This is a genomic window from Methanothermobacter sp. CaT2 (assembly GCF_000828575.1).
In the GTDB taxonomy this organism is placed as follows: Archaea; Methanobacteriota; Methanobacteria; order Methanobacteriales; family Methanothermobacteraceae; genus Methanothermobacter.
In genome coordinates, this window is the sequence record NZ_AP011952.1 from 420,959 (window position 1) to 440,016 (window position 19,058).

The following is a 19,058-nucleotide window of genomic DNA, read 5'->3' on the forward strand; positions in this document are numbered from 1 at the left end:
CTTAAAACTCCGCTAATACTCAAAAAAGAATTTACGCGAGAAGGTCAGCGACCCTCTCAGAACTTCTCTTCATCTCTATCCTTATCATACCCAGGTTCACATCAACATCCGTTATGACAACGAGGATCCCCTCCCCTGCATCTATCATGAGGGTCTTACCACGTTTACCCTCAATCATGACCTGCTCCAGGGGTTCATGTTTTATCTCCTCGGCTGACCTCTCGGCTGTACCGAAGACTGCTGATGCCATTGCAGCCACGAGTTCGGCGTCGATGTCACCGGGGACTTCACTCTCTATTATGAGACCATCCTTACCCACAACAAGGGATCCATTAACACCGTTGATCCTTCCAAGGTCCTTCAGTATCCTCCCTATCAACCTGAAACCCCCTATTCAAACATCTTCCTCATGCATCTCCTTATGGTACCCTCAGCTGCACGGTCCCCCATGACGGTCTTCAGTTCACCTGTGAGGGCCTGTGCAGCCACAAGGTCTGTGTGTTTAACGTCGGCGCCCTCAATCCACTTCATGACGTCATCGTTGAGGTCTGAGAGCTTCTGAAGGGCTGCGTCGAGTTCCTCCTGTTCATCCAGGAGGTGCATTGACCCTGCACTCTTTACGAGGAGCTCAGGGTTGATGGCTGCTGCCATCCCGTCAACGCCTGATGTCTCAACCAGGGATGCCATTGTCTGGAGTGTCATGAGTATCTGCTTCTCAACCATCTCCTCAGGGGCCTTTATGATCTGTGTACCCACGTAGTAGTAATCCAGGACACCTGAGAGTGCCACGGCTGTGACCAGTGAGCCCATATCGGCCACCGCTGAGGTAACGTCTGCGGGTACGATGTAGGCCTTCTTTCCTGTGCTCTCTGCGAGTTCAGCGCATCTCGCTATCTGTTCATCGGTTGCAATGTCCAGTTCTGCTGTGGGTCTCCCTCCGATGACGTAGTGTCCATGCTGGGGTGTCCCTGGCACGGCTGCCGGGTGCATGGATGATATCCCGATGTCGGTCCTCTCCAGTTTGAGTTCCTTCTCGAGGACGTAGTAGAGGACCACAGGGGATACTGTGCATGTGTTGGCTATGACTGAGCCCTCAGGGAGTTCAGGCAGTATATCCCTGGCTATACTGAAGGTCCCCTTACCGAAGGGTGTGAAGAGTACCGCTATTTCAGCTTCACTGGCGGCCTCCTTATCATTATCTGTTACCGTTACACCGGCTTCCTCGACCATGCTCCACTGTTCATCGTCGAGGACCTCCCTTGAAGGCTCCGCCAGTACAACGTCATGTCCGGCCATAGCAAACTCCATGGCCATCCTGCTTCCACCGTAGGGTGCCTCCCCTCCGTACTTCTCGGGGAGGTTCAGTTCATCGGTATATAACTTCTGATTACCAGCACCGTAGACTGTCACCTTCATTGTTATCACTCTTTTCGATTGGAAATCTACAGAAGAAAAGTTTAGTTCTGGAAGCTCACCCTATTAAAGTTTTTTCCTGATCAGGGACCCTGAGGACCCTGTTATTAATTTCAGGACCTTATGAATGCGTTTATTACCTGAAAGGATTTCAGCCCCAGATGATGTGGTTATAAATAATCATTTGAACAGATAGAAGACTGGTTGATGTTACAGCGATGGGGGTTTGCTGTGAAAGATCTTCAGTCACGGATCAGAATATTACTTGAGGTCCTGTTACTTGTTCTGATGGGCCTTGATGGCTTTGCACTCTTCATCAGCGTATTCCTGCCACTGCAGCCCGGGACCCTCCAGGCCGTGGTCCTCCTTGACCTTGCGGTGAGTCTCATCGTCTCCGCTGCATACCTGATACAGCCAGGTTTACGTGAGAGCTGGAGGATCCCCCTGGTTGCCATACCCTTCTATTTCATCGGCGTTAAAATCCTTGGTGCGCCCCAGCACTCCCCTCTTCTTGCAGCCCTCAACCTTATAAAGGTTGCCGGTCTCCTGATGGCCGTCAGGGACCTTGCAGGTTCCGTCGGAGAGTTCATGAGGAGGAGCCGGCTGGGTTATGGGGTTGGGCTCTTCGTATCCGTGATATTCGTGTTCACCATACTCTTTTACATCGTCGAAAGCCCTGTCAACCCCCTGGTGGTGACCTATGAGGACTCACTCTGGTATGTGCTGCAGACCATAACCACCGTGGGCTACGGGGACATAGTACCTGTAACCTCCCTGGGCAGGTTCACGGGTATGGTCATAATGTTCAGTGCCATCGCATCCACGAGCCTCATAACAGCCTCAGCCACGTCCACGCTCCTTGAGACCCTCCGTGGGGAGCAGGAGAGGATAGAGTCAAGGAGGAGGGATGAGTTCAGGGAGATTAAAGCCAGAATCAGTGGACTGGAGGAGAGGCTTGACCGGATTGAGGAGATGCTGGGGGAGCTCAGGAGAGGGCCCTGATACTATTCTGTGGCTGTGCCGGTTGCGGTCACAGCTATGATGTCGCTGCCGATGACCGTGACCTTCAGCTGGATATCCACAGCACCCCTGCCACCCATAGCCTCTGCATTGGAGAGCATCCTCTCAACTGCAAGTTTCCTGAGTTCATCGAGGTCCTGTGGATCCCCAACAGCCTCCCCCACAGCTATACCTATACCTGCACCGCCGGCCTCATATCCCAGGGGTACGGTACCATCTCCTCCTGTTAATCTGTCCCCCATACCCTTACCCAGGAGTCCCAGGGCGTACATGATGGCAGCTGCAAGGATGAAGTTCACTGTGGTGGGGAATGCTGCCTGGAATGCCAGGAGGAGGCCCCCGACCGTGAAGACATTCCACTGGATGGGTTCTGCAGGGAATAACCAGCCATATATGTTCACAGAGAGGAATACCAGTATGGCGCTCACAGCACCGGTGCTGGCCCCATATTTTCTTCCTGCGATGTAGGACTCCACGAAGCCCGCCAGGAGGGGTGATATTATGTACATTATGTTGAAGCCGAATATGACAAGCTGGAACTTAACAGAGACCACCGCAGAGGCCAGGCCCGCTGCGAGGCCGGCTGCCACAGCCAGGACGGCCCACCTGTACCTTCTCAACTCAGACCCCCTCAGTCATCATCTTCAAGGGATACCGCTGTACCTGTGGCTGATACGAGTATGGTGTTCCCCATGGTCCCTCCCAGGTTGTGGTAGTCCAGGCGCACCCCTATGATGGCTTCAGCACCCAGTCTCTCTGCAGCCTCTGCCATTGAGGACAGTGCAAGCTTCCTTGCCCTTGCAAGCTCCCTCTCATAGGCCGATGTCCTGCCACCCACAACATCCCTGACACCCGAGAAGATGTCCTTGTATATGTTGGCGCCTATGAGGGCATCGCCTGTGACTATGCCATGGTACCTCGATATCCTCTTACCCTCAATCATCTGTGAAGTCAGCATCAGCATCCTGAAGTCCTCCCATTTTATTATGTTTCACCGGATTCATATATGCTGGTGGAGGTCCCTGACCCGGTTTTCTGGATGAAGAAAAAAATAAATGTTAAAGGTTACAGAGAATAATCCAAGGGGGAATATATGTGAGAGAATTTATAGTTGTGGGGGTTCTGCTTCTGGCCGTTCTGGTTTCAGGCTGCACAACAACCACCGAGACAGGTAACACATTGATGGTGTTACGAAACAGGAACGTGCAACATGGCTCGAGAAGAACGGCAAGATCTACGTCATCCTCTGTGGAACATCACCTGAGAAGTTTGATGCAGAAAACAGGAACTTCGACCTCATAACATACTCATTCCAGGTGAAATGAGACACAGATTGAAGGATTCATAAAATGATCCCTGAAAACTCAGCACAGAACTGCAAGCCAGATGAGTCACAGGAGAAATGAAACACAGGGTACTCCTCATCTTAATTTTTTCAGTCGCCGTTTCAGGATGCCTCGGCGACGGCTACAGGGTCTTTGAGAACCATGAAATCATCTTCCACTACCCTGCATCCTGGCGTCAGGTCTCCTTCATACACCCGCCAGTAGATGTGGATACCTACTACGAATATGCTGTGACGGTTACAGACCCCGAAAGGGGCCCTGAGACAGCAGCGACAGTCGAGAAGCTGAAGCTGAACCGCAGTTATCCCGCTCCTGAGGGTGTGCTTGATAAAAGGAACATCAGCCTGAGGGGTTACCCTGGAGTTGAGTTCAGCTACCCTGAAAATGAGAGCATGGTGAGGGTTACCATTATAAGCACGCCACGCGGACGCTACGCCATAGTGTGCCGTGCAGGGAGGGATGACTTTGAGGGTGATCTGAAGAGCTTTGACCTCATAAAGTACTCCTTCAGGGTGAAGTCCTGATCAGGTTTACCGGATGTTGATCCCCTCTATCCAATTCTTATTTCCCCAAACCTTCTGAGGATATCTATTTCTTCTTCAGATATCTGAGGGTCTCCCCTGATTGTTACCGGTATCTCGCTGAGGGGTTTTGCCCTTGTCACATCATTTTTGAGTCTCTGATATACAGCGTTTATGGCCCACCCATAGTCCATGTTATCGGAATCTGTGACCCACAGGGTGTCGATGTCTGCGTTTCTCGCCCTTTTCGATTCCTCATCCCACATACTGATGAATAACCTGTCTTCCTGTCTCCATGAGTATTCCTCATCACCTATTATACCCACAACCTCCTCCACTCCATCCTCAAGGAACTTTGAGTGGCCGCAGACGCGGCAGACCACGAACTGGCCCTCCCGGGTGTGGATCTTCTTTGGCCTGAAGAAGTCCCTCCCACATATGAGTGTCCTGTAATTCTCCTTCAGGGCCCTCTGGGCCTTTTTTATCCTCTCAATGGCCCTCCTGGCAGCTATCCTGACCCCTTCCTCAGGGTCACTGAGGGCCTCCCTCAGCGCATCAAGGGCCACAGCATCCCCTGCCTCTCCAATGTAATCTGCGGCCCTGGCCCTCACCTCCGGATCAGATGAGTCCCTGAGGTATCCTGTGATCCCCTCAATGGCCTCCACATAGCCATCCATGTCCTCAGGGTCAAGAGCCCTGAATGCCCTTCTGAGGTCATCTTCCTCACCGGATCCTGCCTCCAGTTTTCCATGGAGGGAGGTGCAGATGGAGTGGAATATGCAGAGACTGCAGAGCTCGTTCTCCCTTGGAGGGAATTCCTCACGTCTTATCCTCTCAGCCACATCCTCAAGGAGCCCCTCCATGTCCTCTGTCGGTTCTATTTCATGCCATTCTGAATCCTCAAAGGTGTAGGCGAGGAAGCCGTCGAAGTCCAGGTTCAGTGCGTGCCTGTAGACTCCCAGCTGGAGTTCGATGTCCCTTGCATGTATACCCGACCCTGACATTGACTTGAAGTCCACCAGCTCCAGGCCGCCTTCAAGGTTCCTTATGATGAGGTCTGTCTGACCGGTTATCATGAAGCAGTCCCTCAGTATGCTGAAGGGCTTCTCTGCAGAGACTATCTCTGATGCACGGGACCTTATCTCATCAAGGTAGCGTTTTAGTTTTGATATGAAGGCTCTGAATCCATCAGGGGACATTTCGATGTCTCTGAGGGCATGTGATGCCAGTTCCTGAAGGTAATCATCTGTCACCGTCTCTCCACGCATCAGGCGCCTGTTTATCCTCCGGAGGCACTCGTGGACCGCCATACCGTAGAGCTGGTCCCTGGTTGATGGAACGTCGAAGCCGTACTCATAGAGCAGCATGTACCTGAAGGGGCATGTGAGGTAGGTGTTCAGCTCTGTGAAGCTGATCCTGAAGATCTCCCTGGTCTCAATGTCCTCCACCTGGCAGCTGTTCTTTATGATCTCTATCCTGGCATCCTCGGGGTCTATCCTCCCGAGCCTGTCACTGGTTATCCTTGAACTTTCAATGAGATCCTCTATGAACTCTGAGTAACCCAGCCGGCCCCTGTGGTTCCCGGTTGCTGAGATTATGAGCATGTCCTGGGCCCGGGTCATCCCCACATAGAAGAGGCGCCTCTCCTCCTTTTCCGTCTCTTCCTCCTCTTCCTCCTCTTCCTCCATCACATCACTCCTTATTGTGCTCCTCCGGAGTTCTTCAGGTAATTCGAGTTCACTCCTCCCCTGGACCTTCCTGGGTAATTTCCCATTGAACACCGAGCAGATTATGACCACCGGGAACTCAAGGCCCTTGGCCCTGTGCATTGTCATCATGTTGACAGAGTAGGGGTTCTCCAGGAGTATCTGGTCGTACTTCTTGACCCCGCGGGACATGGCCATCCTTATGAACTCCATTAGGCCCTCCACGCAGGGCTCTGAGGAGACGCGCTCGTAGTCCTTTATGAGTGAGCTGAACCTTGCCAGGTTGTAGAGTTTCTCCCTTGACTCATCATCACCCCTCTCAAGGAGCCTGTGGGGGTACTCTGTCAGTTCAAGGATCTCGTAGTACCTCTCAAGAACTCCGAGGTCGCTGTCTATGAGGCTGTTGAGGGCCACGAGTTTCCTGATGTCATCGGGGTCTGTGAATCCCGCCTCCCTGAATTCTCTGTACTCCCTGAGACCCCTTAATTCCTCCTCATCCATGTCCAGGATGAGGTTGACGCTGCCGGGGGTCAGGTCCATGAACTCGCCCTCAAGGTGTTCGTATTTCAGTTTTCTGATTATCTTCCTCCTCTCCCTCCGGGTGTGGTGGAGGAGGTGCATGATGTAGAGTATTTCCTCCCGGTCAAAGAAGCCTCCCTCACCGTATACATTGAAGGGTATGCCCTCCCTGCGTAGTTCATTCATTATCTCCACTGCATCGTGCTTCACGCTCCTGAAGAGGAGGGTCACGTAACCCTGGTGGGGGATGACACCATGGTCAACGAGGGCCCTTATTATCTCGACCACGTTGGAGGGTTCATCCTGGTGTGTGGGGTTGTCCAGGATGAATACCCTGTTCTCTGAGTCCCTCACGGGCCTTATGTCCTTGGGGTACTTCCTGTAACCATCCATGAACCGCTGGGTGACGTCAACTATGCTGGGGACCGATCTGAAGTTCTTCTCAAGCATGACGACCTCGGCACCGTACTTCTTCTCGAAGCCCAGGAAGTTCTCAGGGGTGGATCCCCTGAAACCGTAGATGCTCTGGTCCTCGTCTCCAACAGCGAACAGGTTACATTCCTCTCCCGCAAGGAGTTCAAGGAACCTCTCCTGTATGGGGTTGGTGTCCTGGTACTCGTCCACCATGAGGAACCTGTACCTTGACCTGAGGTCATCCAGGACCTTCCTGTCGTTTTCAAGGAGTCTGACGACCCTCCACTGCATCCCTGCGAAGTCAAGCAGCCCGGCCTCGTCCATGAGGTTGAGGTACCTCTGGTAGGCCTCTGCAACGGTCATCTCGAACTTCCTGGCCCCTGTCCTCCTGTGGTGTTCTATCAGGGTCTCGAGGTCGACCATGTTCTCCTGGCACTCGCTGAAGAAGGCCTGGATGCGGGGGAACCTCTCCCTCTGTACATTGCCGAGTCCCAGCTGTTCCCTGTGCTCGTATATGAACATGAGCTGGTTTTCCTCATCCAGGACATGAAAGTTTGAACCGAGGGGGTGATGGTCAGGGTACATCCGGAGTATGCGGTTGCAGAAGGAGTGTATTGTGGATATCTGCATCTCCTCTGCCCTTCCACCCACACGTCTGATTATTCTCTCCTTGAGTTCATCCGCGGCCTTCCTGGTGAAGGTTATCACGACGATGGATGATGGTTCAGCACCCCTCTCATCCATGAGGTGGGCGACCCTCTCCACTATGATCCTGGTCTTCCCTGCCCCGGGTCCTGCGACCACCAGGAGGGGTCCTGTGAAGTGTTCAACTGCTCTGCGCTGTTCATCTGTGAGCTGAATCTCCCCTGTCATGAATGGCACCCCATAAATGTTATTCTATCGTTTCCATCCACTTTTATAGTTTTTCCATTGAATTCTCCATGAGGTGTCCTCCACTGAAATTATTGAGAATAACTTAACATTAAGCTCAAAATTATTGTGAATAAGTGAATGGCTGATGGCTCCAACAAAAAACTTTATATTCAATAATTTTAATGTACATTATCATGTCATACTCAGACTATGAGGGGTGGGTATCGATAATTTTAGAGGTGATGTTATGAATGAGACCGTCGGGGAGTACCTGAATGGACTTGAGTTCCTGAAGCCCCAGGTTTCAGGGCCCATGGAGGTCATACCTGTCCGGGCTCCCGGGGGAAGTCTGAGCTATCTTACATTATCAGAGGCCATGGAAAGGGAGGTGCTCTGGATAGGGGAGGTTGATGAGTCGGGCTCGGTACCGCAGGTGCGTGCAGTGAACCGCTCCTCAGAACCCGTGCTCATAATCGATGGTGAGGAACTCGAGGGTGGCAAGCAGAACCGTGTGGTCAATGCAACAGTTCTATTACCTGAGGAATCCGGGACCATCATACCTGTGAGCTGTGTTGAACAGGCAAGGTGGTCCTACACCTCAAAGGAGTTCAGGGACCCGGGGAGGGTTGCTGCCCTGAATGTCCGCCTTACAAAGACGCGGACAGTTACAGAGAACCTGGAAGGGATGGCCGGACCCATCTTGGATTCAGGATCAGAGCAGGCACCTGAGGACAGAGCCGTGGAATTTTACCGTTCAAACCAGGGGATAGTATGGGATGAGGTGAACAGGCTCCACAGGAGGACAGGTACTGAATCAGGGACCTGGGCACTGGGGGACGCCTACATGAAGGAGGCAGATAAACTCAACAAATTCAAAAGACCATTCAAACCTGTGAAAGACCAGAAAGGTGTTCTCGTAGCTATAAACGGGACGATAGCTGGACTCGAATTTGTTTCAAGAACTGAGGCCTACAGGAGGCTCCATGACAGGATCATAGGAAGTTATGCCATTGAGGCCATGCTGCATGAGAGGGTCGGATATGGAGCCGTGGACCCGGGTAGCTTCATTGAGGAGATAATGGGTGCAGATGAGAAGAGCTACCCATCCCCCGGTTACGGTACAGACCACAGGTACACCTCAGATCACATTACCGGTTCAGCCCTCACACACTGGGGTGAGGTGGTGCACTCTGTTTTCTTCAGACTGGGGAATGATTGCAACAAGACAGGTTAGCGTGCTGTGATAAGAAACAACCACAAGCAGGTCCACCAATCACCCTTCAAACTCATCATATAAACTTTACCTTATAATAATTAAAGTTAATTTTAAATACTGCCTTCCTTAAAGTAAATTTGAATAAAATTAAAGGGAGGTGAAATTATCAGGAGATTAATGGCACTGGTTGCAGTGATACTCACAGTCTCACTCACAGGAGCTGTCAGTGCAGCTGAGGTGACAGGACATGTCAGGGAGATCTACAATGAAACATCAGGGACCTACACAACCCTGCAAGATGCGCTACCAGTCAGAAACGCCACTGTAACCATAATACATAACGGATCTATCCTCAATGAAACACAGACAGCGCCGGATGGCTCATACAGAATCAACTTCAACGACACATTCCCTGCGGTTGTCCAGATAAAGTATTCCAGCTACAGGACGGCCAGCTACACCATCAACGGCTCATGCACCATCAACCACACCTTCATGCCGGATATAGCCATAATAAGTTCAGTTCCAGAGAAGGGCCGCGTCCTCAGGTCAATGGAGAACCGCAGGATAATCTACCATGACATGTGGGATCCATCCTCAGCAGCAAACGACTGGATAATGGAGTACGTGAACTTCGCCTACCTGGACATGGCCATGCCCGGTACAGGATGGGGAGACTCATGGTACCCCTACCTTCTGAGGAGCCCTGCAAACCAGAGGAACATGATAGCAGCGGCCTTCGGTTACCCCACAGATACAGACAGCGACCCCTGGGGAGGCACGGGGCTGAACCTCCTTGGAGGGACACCCGGCAATGACACCCCCGATACCATCGAGAACACCTACATTGCAAGCTACTATGCCCTCGCATCAGGGACAGCTGCCAGGGAGAACCTTGAGAACATGGTGAAGTACATCCAGTACCTCATGGGTGAGACCCTCCTAAACCCCGTGGAGAACGGTCAGGGCCCTGTTATGGCAGCCCCGGACTGGGGACTCTACCACCCTGACCGTGGTGTTATGAGCGTCGCGGCAACCAGGGAGCAGATAAGGGCCTGGATAGAGGGCAACCCTGGACTCATCCCGCCCTATGACAGCCTAAGGTGGATAGATCAGAACTTCTCATCATGGGCAGAAAACCAGAGGGCCGATGTCTACAGAGACTTCGAGAACTGGTACACTGCAAACAAAAACATCACAGGACCCTTCATCGTTATTGTAAGCTACAACCCATCAAGCACAGTGGATGCCCTAATCAGGGAGGCCGAGAGTCAGGGAAGGGCAGCCTTCAACCTCTACCAGGGTGCAACCAGCCCGGCGGTGAGTTCACTCCTGGAGGAGCTCACACTGGGTGTTAACGGTAAGGGCCCCCTGAACCGTAACATAAGCGCCATCATATCCCTCTACTCATGGTCCCTGAACTACGCAAACCTGCCATCCGGTGGGGCCCTAAGCGAACTTGAGAGGATCAACCTGCCTGTCCTGAAGGCTGTGCAGCTCTACAGCAACTCAAGCCTCACAAACCCCATGGGTGCACAGTACGAGTGGACCTGGCAGGTCACAATACCCGGATTTGAGGGCGTATTCTCACCCATAGTTGTATCATACACCGATTCATCACAGAATGAGGTCGTGGTTCAGTCAGGGGTCCAGAAGATGGTCAAACTGGCGAATGCCTGGGCCCGGCTCAGGGAACTTGAAAACTCAGAGAAGAAAATTGCGGTGATACTCTACAGCTATCCCCCTGGTAAGGATGGATTCACAGCATCATACCTTGACGTCTTCAGGAGCCTCCACGACCTCCTTGTGAAGCTCAATGAAAGCGGCTACAGGGTTGATAGGATACCATCAACTGAGGAGCTCTACACCATCGTCTCAGAGTTCGGTAATAAGGGAACATGGGCCCAGCCACTCCTTGAAAGGTATGTTTCAGAGCACAGAAGGGAGCTGGAAGCCAGCGGTCAGCTGCTTGACATCCAGAGGTACCTTGAATGGTTCAACGCCCTCCCGGAGAAACTGCGCTCAGAGGTCCAGGCAAGGTGGGGCCAGGCACCGGGCAGCATAATGACTGTGAACGGATCCATCGTCATACCCGGCCTGATGCTGGGGAACATCTTCATAACTGTCCAGCCGGCCCGTGGCTGGGATGAGGTGACAGACTACCATAACCCATATCTGCCACCCCACCACCAGTACATAGCCTTCTACCGCTGGATCGATGAGGTCCTCGGCGCGGATGCCATGGTCCACCTTGGAACCCATGGAACCCTCGAATTCCTCCCGGGAAGAATGATAGGGCTCATGGAGGATGACTGGCCCTTCCAGCTCACCAGTCTGCCCAACATATACCCATACATAGTCTCAAACCCTGGTGAGGGTATGGTTGCAAAGGACCGTAGCGGTGCACTCATCATCGACCACATGACACCTGCAATGGTCCAGAGCGGCCTCTACGGTGAACTCATTGAGATCCACGACCTCATACACCAGTACGAGAACGCCCTTAAGGTCGGTAACAGCCAGATACTCCCTGCCCTGGAATCCCGGATAAAGACGGAGGCCTCAAAGATGGGCTTCAACATGACCGGTAACTTCACAGAGGCCCTTGAGAGGCTCCACCTCAGTCTACATGAGATAGAGTCAGACATAATACCCCTCGGGCTCCACAGCCTCGGGAGGGTGCTTGACGGTGATGAGCTCCTGGAGGAGGTTCTCACGATAGCCTCATCCCGGTCAGATCTCCTTGAAAATATCAGAAAACATCTTTATCCGGGTCTGCCAGCCTACAGTGAAATGTTGAAGGATCCGCTGCGCTACAGTGACGAGATAGCCTCAGTGAAGAACCTTGCACGTCTATGGATAGGCAGCATCATAAACGGAACGGTGCCCTCCGGGATAAATGCCACGGACCTTGAGTTCATCAGTGACACCATCATGAAGATACGTGGAAACACCGAATGGCAGAGCATCCTTGCAGCTCTCTCAGGTGGATTCATAAGACCTGGACTTGCAGGGGACCCTGCATGGTGTGACGTCCTCCCCACAGGTGCCAACTTTTACTCAACAAACCCCCGGAAGATGCCGACAAAGGCTGCATGGGATACCGCAGTGAAGATAGTTGATTCACTGCTTGCAGAGTACTACCAGAAGCACGGCAGCTTCCCTGAACTCATAGGTATGGTTATGTGGGGCACTGAACTCCTGAGGACCGACGGGATAGCCATCGCAGAGTTCCTATACCTCCTTGGAGTTAAACCCCAGTGGAACAGCAACGGTGACGTCAACCCGACACCGGTCCTAATGAACGCATCAGAACTCATGATAACAGTGAACGGCACTCAGATCCCAAGACCACGTATAGACGTCTTTGTAACAGCTGTTACAGGTAACCAGCTCTGGATAGACCTCATGAATAAGGCTGTTGAACTGGCAGCTTCAGCCAGTGACACCAAAAACTATGTGAAAGAACATTACAGTGAATGCGGATCCCTTGACCGTGTATTCGGTCTCAGGGGCCTCGTACTTGAGGGTACAGGCGTATCTGATATGACACCTGCAACCTCAAGGTGGAACACAAGCAGTGAACTCGCAGATGTCTACCTCTCAAGGGTATCCTATGCCTGGAGGTCAACCCCTGGAGGCGTTGATATACAGCAGAACCGGGCCACGTTCCAGTACCTGCTGGGTAAGGTCAAAGTGGTGACACAGAACCTCGACAGTACCTGGAGGCTGATGGACACAGACGACTACTATGACTGGTTCGGTGGTATGGTCCTTGCATCAAGGCACCTTGGAGGTAATCCGGATACAGCGCTTATCGATATAAGGAACAGGAACACGGTTACAGTGAGAACTGTGGCTGAGGAGATTGAACTTGAGGTCAGATCCCAGCTACTCAACCCGAAGTACATGGATTCGCTCCTCAATTCACCCAGCGGGTGGCTGGAATACGCTTCAAGGTACAAGAACGTCTTTGGAATTGCAGTTACAACCGGCAGTGTTAGCAATGAACTCTGGGATCAGCTCGCCAGGAACCTTCTCAGTGACCGCTTCAGGGCAACAGAGGGCTATAAGGCAACCGCAACACAGTCCATGATTGCATGGGTCCTTGAAGCTGCAAGGAGAAACATCTGGAGTGCTGACAGTTCCATGGTCAGGGACCTCGCAAACCGCTACATTGAACTCGCAGGACAGTACGGTGTTGTCTGCTGCCACCACACCTGCGCAAACATGGTCTTCAACAGCTGGGTGGTGAAGGTCTCATCCCTGGACCAGGCATCCCTCAAGAAGTTTGCAGCTGCAGTGGCTGCAGCCACAGGGAAGTCCATTGATGTACCTGACTCTGATGATTCACAGCCAGGCTCAGTGAATGGGGGTGGAGTCAGTGAGACAGGTAAACCTGATTCAGGTCCCGCCGGGACCACAGGCAGGACATCAAACCCATCAGATGCAGCTGCAGGGTCATCATCCAGTGCAGGTGAGGAGGGCGAAACCGGGAAGGCCTATGAGGTTTCAGCCTCAAACAGCAGCGGTTCAGCAGAGAGTCAGGTCCCGATCTATGCACTTCTCGGGGTTGTGACACTTGTCCTGCTGGTCGGATTCGGTTACTTCAGGGGTAAATAACCCCAAATTCTTTTTTTAATGTAATTCTAAACCTGATATTCCATTGTATTTGAAAATAATCAATACCGGACCCTGAAAATCCCTTCTTTGAGCACTGCTAGATGCACCCGAACTGTTTCCTGAGTTCCGTTAGAACACGCCTCAGGAGTTCACTTGTGAGGGACCACTCCCCTCCACTGAGCTCCACAAGGCCCCTCAACTCGATTTTCTCAAGTTCCTCAGCCTCCACATCCCTCTGAGGTATTGGGGCATCAGTTAGATCCTCAAGGATTCTTTTCTCACCCATACTCAGCTGTGATAGTTCAGCAATCCATGGAAATGCGATCTGCTGGAACTTGGCCCTGAAGTTCTCCTCCAGCAGCAGCGGGCCATATATGATCCCATCTGAGAGGACGTTCAGGAAGCTGTCAATGAAGAGGGGCAGTCCCTCAGTGAGTCCATGTATGTACTTCATGCCTGCGGCCGTGGCCCTGAATGTGGGTGCCTTCCTCTGGATGTAGTCCTCTGTTTCTCTCTCTGTGAGGGGTGGTACGCTGACGACTGCCACGCCCGGTATCTCCTCCTCAAGTTCCTGCAGGAAGCGCCTGCTGTACCTCATGGAGACGGCGCACCTCATGTCGTACATGTGATTCATCTTGAAGGCCTCCCTGAAGGCTGATACCTCCGGTGGCATGGAATCTATGAGTATATTCCAGTCAACTGTCCTTGCCATTACCATTATTCTCCTGAAGTCGGGTATCCCCTCATGGGCCTCCCTTATATCGGTGCACCTCATATCGATAAGGGTTGTTTTGCTGGGGTTTTCCTCGTGGAGTTTCCTAAAAATAGCTGTTTTTCCGGACCCCATCCTTCCTGTTACAATAACGAATCCAGGATCATTGAGGCCCTCTCTGATCCTTCTAAGTTCCTTTGCCCTTCCAATAAACACTTCAGTCCTGTTTAATGGAATTATGGGCATGATGACACTTATTCATGTTTTAGAGCACTGCAAGTTCACCTGCAGAGGTTATCTCAAGCTTTTCCCGGTCAATGAACCCCATGTCACGGAGTTCCCTTATGTGGTTGTAGGTCATGCCCCTGCTTATACCTATCTTGACTGCAAGGTTTTTAACGGATTTTTCGCCGGCTTTGAGCTCCTCAAGGACCTGTTTCTTTGTCTTGGATATGCCGAAGCTCAGTATCGGGAGGTCTATCAGTTCATTGTCCTCCTCGGTCACATAGACTATGCGCTGGACGTCATGGTTCCTTGCGTAGCAGCCAAAGAGTGCTCCGAGTGCCTGGGTCTTCCTGCCGCCGCTTATGTTAACAACCACGCGCCTTCCATGGGCCCTTTCCTCGTCTATGATCTCAACCATATCCCTTGCAATGCTCACAACATCGTAGAGGCTCGTCTCAAAGGTTGTTATCTCCACTAAGTTACCGAGTGTGTCCCTGAGCACCTGTTCCACCTGTTCCTTTTCCCGTGGAGCCTTGTCCTCCTTGAGTAGAACCACCTTTCGCGGTGAGAACTGTGTTATGCAGAACATCACGGGTTCAATGGAGTATATCGTGGATATCAGTGTGGTATCCATTATTATCACATCCCTCCAGTTTTCCTATCCCAAATTTTTGTTCACGGAAAACAATTCATTACAGTTAAAGGTATATTCTCTGATTATTCTATATATAATTTTCCTACCTTGATTTTACATTCATAAAAACCGCTTTCTTCTATTAAATATCGGAGCATTTTTCAGAAATAAATTTAAAATTACATGGAACCATCGTGTCTATCTTGAATTGTTTCATTCATTTCTGGAGATGCCGGGATTTTTAATGATCATGACATCACATCTGGGGATGGTATACTGAACTTAAGCGGGCTGGTATGTTAATCCTGATGAAAAAACTCCACAGTCAAGGATGGTATAATGAAGTTAACGAAGCTGATATCTTATCCATGAGGTAAATTTCTCTGCTGTGTAAATAAAATAATGTTCTGTCAATAAAAAATGTTAAAATTTAAATATAATGACTCACTAATTAAATTTTAGATCCATTGATACATTTTATACTGTGGTGTTAGGTATGAGATTTAAATATATATGTCACAGAAAACCAGAGCGAACATTTTCATTCAGGGGGCACTACTTTCCTGTGTGTTCAAGGTGTACCGGCATATACCTGGGGGCATTCACCTATTTCCTGTATGCATTCCTCATACCTGTGAAGTACACAGCAGCCACTGTGCTTCTGGCATTGCTTCTTGTGATCCCCACATTCATTGACGGATTCACCCAGCTGATGGGTTACAGAGAAAGCAACAATGTTCTGAGATTCTCAACTGGCCTGCCAGCAGGTATTGGACTGGCAGTGCTCACAAAGGTCCTCAAACATCTCATACTCCACCTCTGATACTCAATGGATCAAAAAGAGGAGGTATTTTAAATGAGCTGGTGGAAGGAACAGAGTTCAGCCACCAAGGCCGGCGTCCTCATAGGGGCACTGTGCCTTGGTATGATACTGGTAGTTGCGATAGCTGGAATGATGGCCCCGGATAATTCTCAGACCGGAGTAGAATCCGTAGATGAGAGTTCTGGGTCCACAGGAACTGAATCAGATATCGTGGTTGAGGACCTTCAGGTTGTCTCAGAGGGGTATGGAAGCTACTCTGTGAAGGGAAAGATCACTCCCAGCATTGACTTCTCCTACCTTGAAATGCACCTGAAGTGGTACGACTCAGAGGGGAACCTTCTCTATGATGACCCTCTGGCATGGAACATAAACAATGCCAAGGCAGGGCAGACAGTTAAGTTCAGTGCAGTTGACTTTATTGACACAGGGACCCCCTCCAAGGTTGAAGTTATGATCTTTGACTCACTGGCAGCGGATGATAGCTCAGCCATTTACAGGACAACAGTGAATGTTTAAGGGAGGTGAACGGGTATGGCGGACGCTCCAGAAACATCAAGGACACTGGAACTTGTCCTTGGAATAATAGGCGGGATTTTCGGTTTACTCGGAGGACTTTTTGCCATTATCTTTTCGGTATTTGGAACCGAACTCCTGTACCTGGGTATGAGTGCAATTCTGGCCTCAATTCTGGGTATCATAGGATCTGTGTATGTGAGGAATAACCCCCGCAGGGGTGGTGCTGTACTCATAATAAGTGCAGTATGGCTCCTCATAAGCATATCTGCCTTTGCGATTCCAGGTACAGTTTTCATTGGTATCGCAGGAGTCCTTGCCCTCATAAGGTAGGGCTCCACCAATTTTTTTATATGGAGGTATCGTGTTGAAAACTTGCTCGGAATGTGGATCAGAAAACAGGGATGGTGCAGCATTCTGTTCAAAATGTGGATCAGAGCTTCCCCATGAAGACGGGATTAAAGGATGGTGGAAAAGGCAGAACAGATCCTCAAAGTTTCTTATCATCACACCCTTTGCCATTCTGGTCCTGATTCTACTGTTAGGTGCATTTACAGAGCCGTCCGGTTACAGCGATGTTAATTATGATGATGCAACAGTCTATGATAACGATGCAGCTGACGTTTCAGGCGCATCCAGCACAAAAACATTTGGGGAAGCGGAATCTCGTTCAGCTATCCAGACACATGGGAAATCTACATACCGGATGAGAGTAGTGATGATAACGTTGTTTCCCTCAAGTCATATGAGCAGGGCATGGTTTCAATTCTTTCCGTATATAAGAGGCCAGCCACCGTGGACCTTGAGACCGAGCGCGATACGTGTCTTGGAGCCATCTATGAAAATGGGGATGATGTAACCTATGTTAAGAAGACCACTGTGGACGGTAACAGCGCCTACATCATAGGATCCTCATACTACTATCAGGGTGATGAAGGTGAACAGGAGTACGTGGTATTCATTGAAGGGGACTATGCCTATGATATCCTCTTCACAACCGATGACCTGTCACTTATACAGGATGACATAGATACCATAATATACAGTTTCAGGGTTGATTGAGGTGTCGGATAGGACCATACTGGTAATTGTGGCTGTCATGGTTATCCTCGCCGGGGCAGCGGTGGCACTGCAGCTCATGGACACCGGCAGCACTTCAGGTGCCGGTGAAGAGGCTATCATCAAAAAAACAGATGATGGATACTACCTCAACCTCCAGGCAGCCCTGGAGCTTGCAGAGATGGACCCTCGCAATGGAACCGTGAACTACAGGGGCTTCAACTTCACCGGACCACAGCGCCTCTACATCTTCTCAAGGGCCGTGGTAATGATAGGATTCAATGACACTGGCATGATACACGTCAGGGATTACGGGGGACCTGAGGACCCCTACGGCTACCTTGACACCGCCACCCTCACAGAGAGCGAGTACCTTGACATGGCAGAGCGCACCTACACATGGATGGAATCCCATGGCAGAAGCCCCAACCATGTGGGGATCTACGTGAAGGGCTCACCTGATATAACGCCAGAGCTTGCAGAGAAGATCTTCAGGGAGGTCCTCCTTGAATACATGAGGACAGGAATGCTCCCTGAAATCATAAGCGTCTGAAGAACCATTCCCTTATTTTTTTAACAGGGATACCCATAAATCCTGTTACTGACAGATCAGAGAGTATCTGAATAGGTGCGTCAGCAGAACCAGAGAGAATAACTGTGAACCCCACAGAATCACAGAGGGATGCGATAACTTGAGAAGGAAACTGATCTTAACGCTACTTGTCTTAACCCTGATTACTGCAACATACTACCTTATGGACCCCTTTGCGCCCTCTCAGGGCATCCATGAGTCTCCAGATGATGTCATCGGCTCGGATGAACTTGGAACCGTTGAAAGGCTGGGACCCTATGGTAACCATGATTCATCCATCAGGATAGCCATAATAACCGGCGTCCACCCCCTGGAGGCGAACGCCCACAGTGCCATGATACAGGCTGTGGAGGAGAACTCAGACAGCCTCAGGTACATGTACGTCATCTACCATGTGAATGTAACCCGGGCCCCATCAGACTATGAGAAGGGGAGGATGGCTGGCCAGATACTCGCAAGAAGGTACGTGGTCCCTGACATCTCGGCCGGAGACTACGACCTTGCCGTTGATGTGCACTCCAACAGGGGCAACTACGCCATGAGGAGGTTCGTATTCACACCACTTCCTGAGGATAGGAGCAGAAGGATAGCCCTGGAACTCTCATCGAGGATCAGCTGGCTATCCTACCACTTCCCGGAGTCGCAGACAAGCCCGGCCTATGTGACAGAACCCCTTATAAGGAACGGGACACCTGCAATCCTCTATGAAAACTTCATGTACCAGGACCAATCCAGGACACTTGAAAATGCCAGGGAATTCCTGATGACACTCGACTCACTTGACGTGTCCATGTTCAACTGAGAGAACAGCCACCACCGGATCAATCAGGAAGTCACCAGCGAAGGTCC

Annotated in this window: 17 protein-coding genes and 1 pseudogene; 11 read left to right on the plus strand and 7 right to left on the minus strand. The window is 51.0% G+C overall.

Translation table 11 applies throughout. The features are described from left to right. Positions 1-31 precede the first annotated feature (31 nt). Together MTCT_RS02160 and MTCT_RS02165 are read right to left on the minus strand one after the other, a co-directional pair. Positions 32-379: a roadblock/LC7 domain-containing protein gene (locus MTCT_RS02160; protein WP_048175330.1), complete on the minus strand. Its 348-nt coding sequence runs from the start codon at positions 377-379 to the stop codon at positions 32-34. A gap of 11 nt (positions 380-390) precedes the next feature. Beyond that, positions 391-1,416, minus strand: coding sequence for a H(2)-dependent methylenetetrahydromethanopterin dehydrogenase-related protein (locus MTCT_RS02165; RefSeq protein ID WP_048175331.1), 1,026 nt, complete (start codon positions 1,414-1,416; stop codon positions 391-393). 228 nt (positions 1,417-1,644) lie between these two features. On the opposite strand from MTCT_RS02165, the gene MTCT_RS02170 reads away from it, so the two are divergent. Further along, complete coding sequence (locus MTCT_RS02170) at positions 1,645-2,415, plus strand: potassium channel family protein (RefSeq protein ID WP_048175332.1); 771 nt, start codon at positions 1,645-1,647, stop codon at positions 2,413-2,415. Between the two features lie 2 nt (positions 2,416-2,417). Here MTCT_RS02170 and MTCT_RS02175 read toward each other — a convergent pair whose 3' ends face one another. Both MTCT_RS02175 and MTCT_RS02180 read right to left on the minus strand, forming a co-directional pair. Further along, entirely contained in the window at positions 2,418-3,053 is a 636-nt protein-coding gene (locus tag MTCT_RS02175; protein WP_231855335.1) for a heavy metal-binding domain-containing protein, read from the minus strand. Between the two features lie 11 nt (positions 3,054-3,064). Next, entirely contained in the window at positions 3,065-3,397 is a 333-nt protein-coding gene (locus MTCT_RS02180; protein ID WP_048175334.1) for a YbjQ family protein, read from the minus strand. 438 nt (positions 3,398-3,835) lie between these two features. On the opposite strand from MTCT_RS02180, the gene MTCT_RS02185 reads away from it, so the two are divergent. After that, positions 3,836-4,303 carry a hypothetical protein gene (locus MTCT_RS02185; protein ID WP_048175335.1) on the plus strand — a complete coding sequence of 156 codons (468 nt, stop codon included), beginning with the start codon at positions 3,836-3,838 and terminating at the stop codon, positions 4,301-4,303. 26 nt (positions 4,304-4,329) lie between these two features. Here MTCT_RS02185 and MTCT_RS09165 read toward each other — a convergent pair whose 3' ends face one another. Continuing rightward, positions 4,330-7,812: a UvrD-helicase domain-containing protein gene (locus MTCT_RS09165; protein ID WP_173402626.1), complete on the minus strand. Its 3,483-nt coding sequence runs from the start codon at positions 7,810-7,812 to the stop codon at positions 4,330-4,332. A 247-nt stretch (positions 7,813-8,059) separates the two neighbouring features. Here MTCT_RS09165 and MTCT_RS02195 point away from each other — a divergent pair, with 247 nt between their 5' ends. Together MTCT_RS02195 and MTCT_RS02200 are read left to right on the plus strand one after the other, a co-directional pair. Beyond that, the gene (locus MTCT_RS02195; protein WP_048175336.1) at positions 8,060-9,046 is read left to right on the plus strand and encodes an ARPP-1 family domain-containing protein; all 987 of its coding nucleotides are present in this window, start codon (positions 8,060-8,062) and stop codon (positions 9,044-9,046) included. Between the two features lie 159 nt (positions 9,047-9,205). After that, positions 9,206-13,651 (plus strand): cobaltochelatase subunit CobN, encoded by a 4,446-nt coding sequence (locus tag MTCT_RS02200; RefSeq protein ID WP_048175337.1) that lies wholly within the window; start codon positions 9,206-9,208, stop codon positions 13,649-13,651. Between the two features lie 97 nt (positions 13,652-13,748). Here the strand turns inward: MTCT_RS02200 and MTCT_RS02205 are convergent, their stop codons facing one another. Both MTCT_RS02205 and MTCT_RS02210 read right to left on the minus strand, forming a co-directional pair. Continuing rightward, positions 13,749-14,609: an ATP-binding protein gene (locus MTCT_RS02205; RefSeq protein ID WP_048175338.1), complete on the minus strand. Its 861-nt coding sequence runs from the start codon at positions 14,607-14,609 to the stop codon at positions 13,749-13,751. 19 nt (positions 14,610-14,628) lie between these two features. After that, the gene (locus MTCT_RS02210) at positions 14,629-15,222 is read right to left on the minus strand and encodes a CRISPR-associated transcriptional regulator Csa3 (protein ID WP_048175339.1); all 594 of its coding nucleotides are present in this window, start codon (positions 15,220-15,222) and stop codon (positions 14,629-14,631) included. A gap of 496 nt (positions 15,223-15,718) precedes the next feature. On the opposite strand from MTCT_RS02210, the gene MTCT_RS02215 reads away from it, so the two are divergent. The 7 genes and pseudogenes from MTCT_RS02215 to MTCT_RS02240 all read left to right on the plus strand — a co-directional run bounded on the left by MTCT_RS02215 (position 15,719) and on the right by MTCT_RS02240 (position 19,011). Then, positions 15,719-16,045, plus strand: a complete 327-nt coding sequence (locus MTCT_RS02215; protein WP_048175340.1) for a DUF2085 domain-containing protein — start codon at positions 15,719-15,721, stop codon at positions 16,043-16,045. A 33-nt stretch (positions 16,046-16,078) separates the two neighbouring features. Continuing rightward, positions 16,079-16,561, plus strand: coding sequence for a hypothetical protein (locus MTCT_RS02220; protein ID WP_231855337.1), 483 nt, complete (start codon positions 16,079-16,081; stop codon positions 16,559-16,561). Between the two features lie 15 nt (positions 16,562-16,576). Continuing rightward, positions 16,577-16,891, plus strand: a complete 315-nt coding sequence (locus MTCT_RS02225) for a DUF4064 domain-containing protein (RefSeq protein WP_048175341.1) — start codon at positions 16,577-16,579, stop codon at positions 16,889-16,891. 31 nt (positions 16,892-16,922) lie between these two features. Continuing rightward, positions 16,923-16,994 (plus strand): annotated as a pseudogene (locus MTCT_RS09570) (zinc-ribbon domain-containing protein); the annotation flags it as partial. A 263-nt stretch (positions 16,995-17,257) separates the two neighbouring features. Beyond that, a complete protein-coding gene (locus tag MTCT_RS09385; protein ID WP_231855392.1) occupies positions 17,258-17,620 on the plus strand; it encodes a hypothetical protein in 363 nt (120 codons plus the stop codon). Between the two features lies 1 nt (position 17,621). Then, the gene (locus MTCT_RS02235) at positions 17,622-18,170 is read left to right on the plus strand and encodes a pseudomurein-binding repeat-containing protein (RefSeq protein WP_231855338.1); all 549 of its coding nucleotides are present in this window, start codon (positions 17,622-17,624) and stop codon (positions 18,168-18,170) included. A gap of 139 nt (positions 18,171-18,309) precedes the next feature. Next, positions 18,310-19,011: a hypothetical protein gene (locus MTCT_RS02240; RefSeq protein ID WP_048175344.1), complete on the plus strand. Its 702-nt coding sequence runs from the start codon at positions 18,310-18,312 to the stop codon at positions 19,009-19,011. The last annotated feature ends 47 nt before the right edge of the window (positions 19,012-19,058 follow it).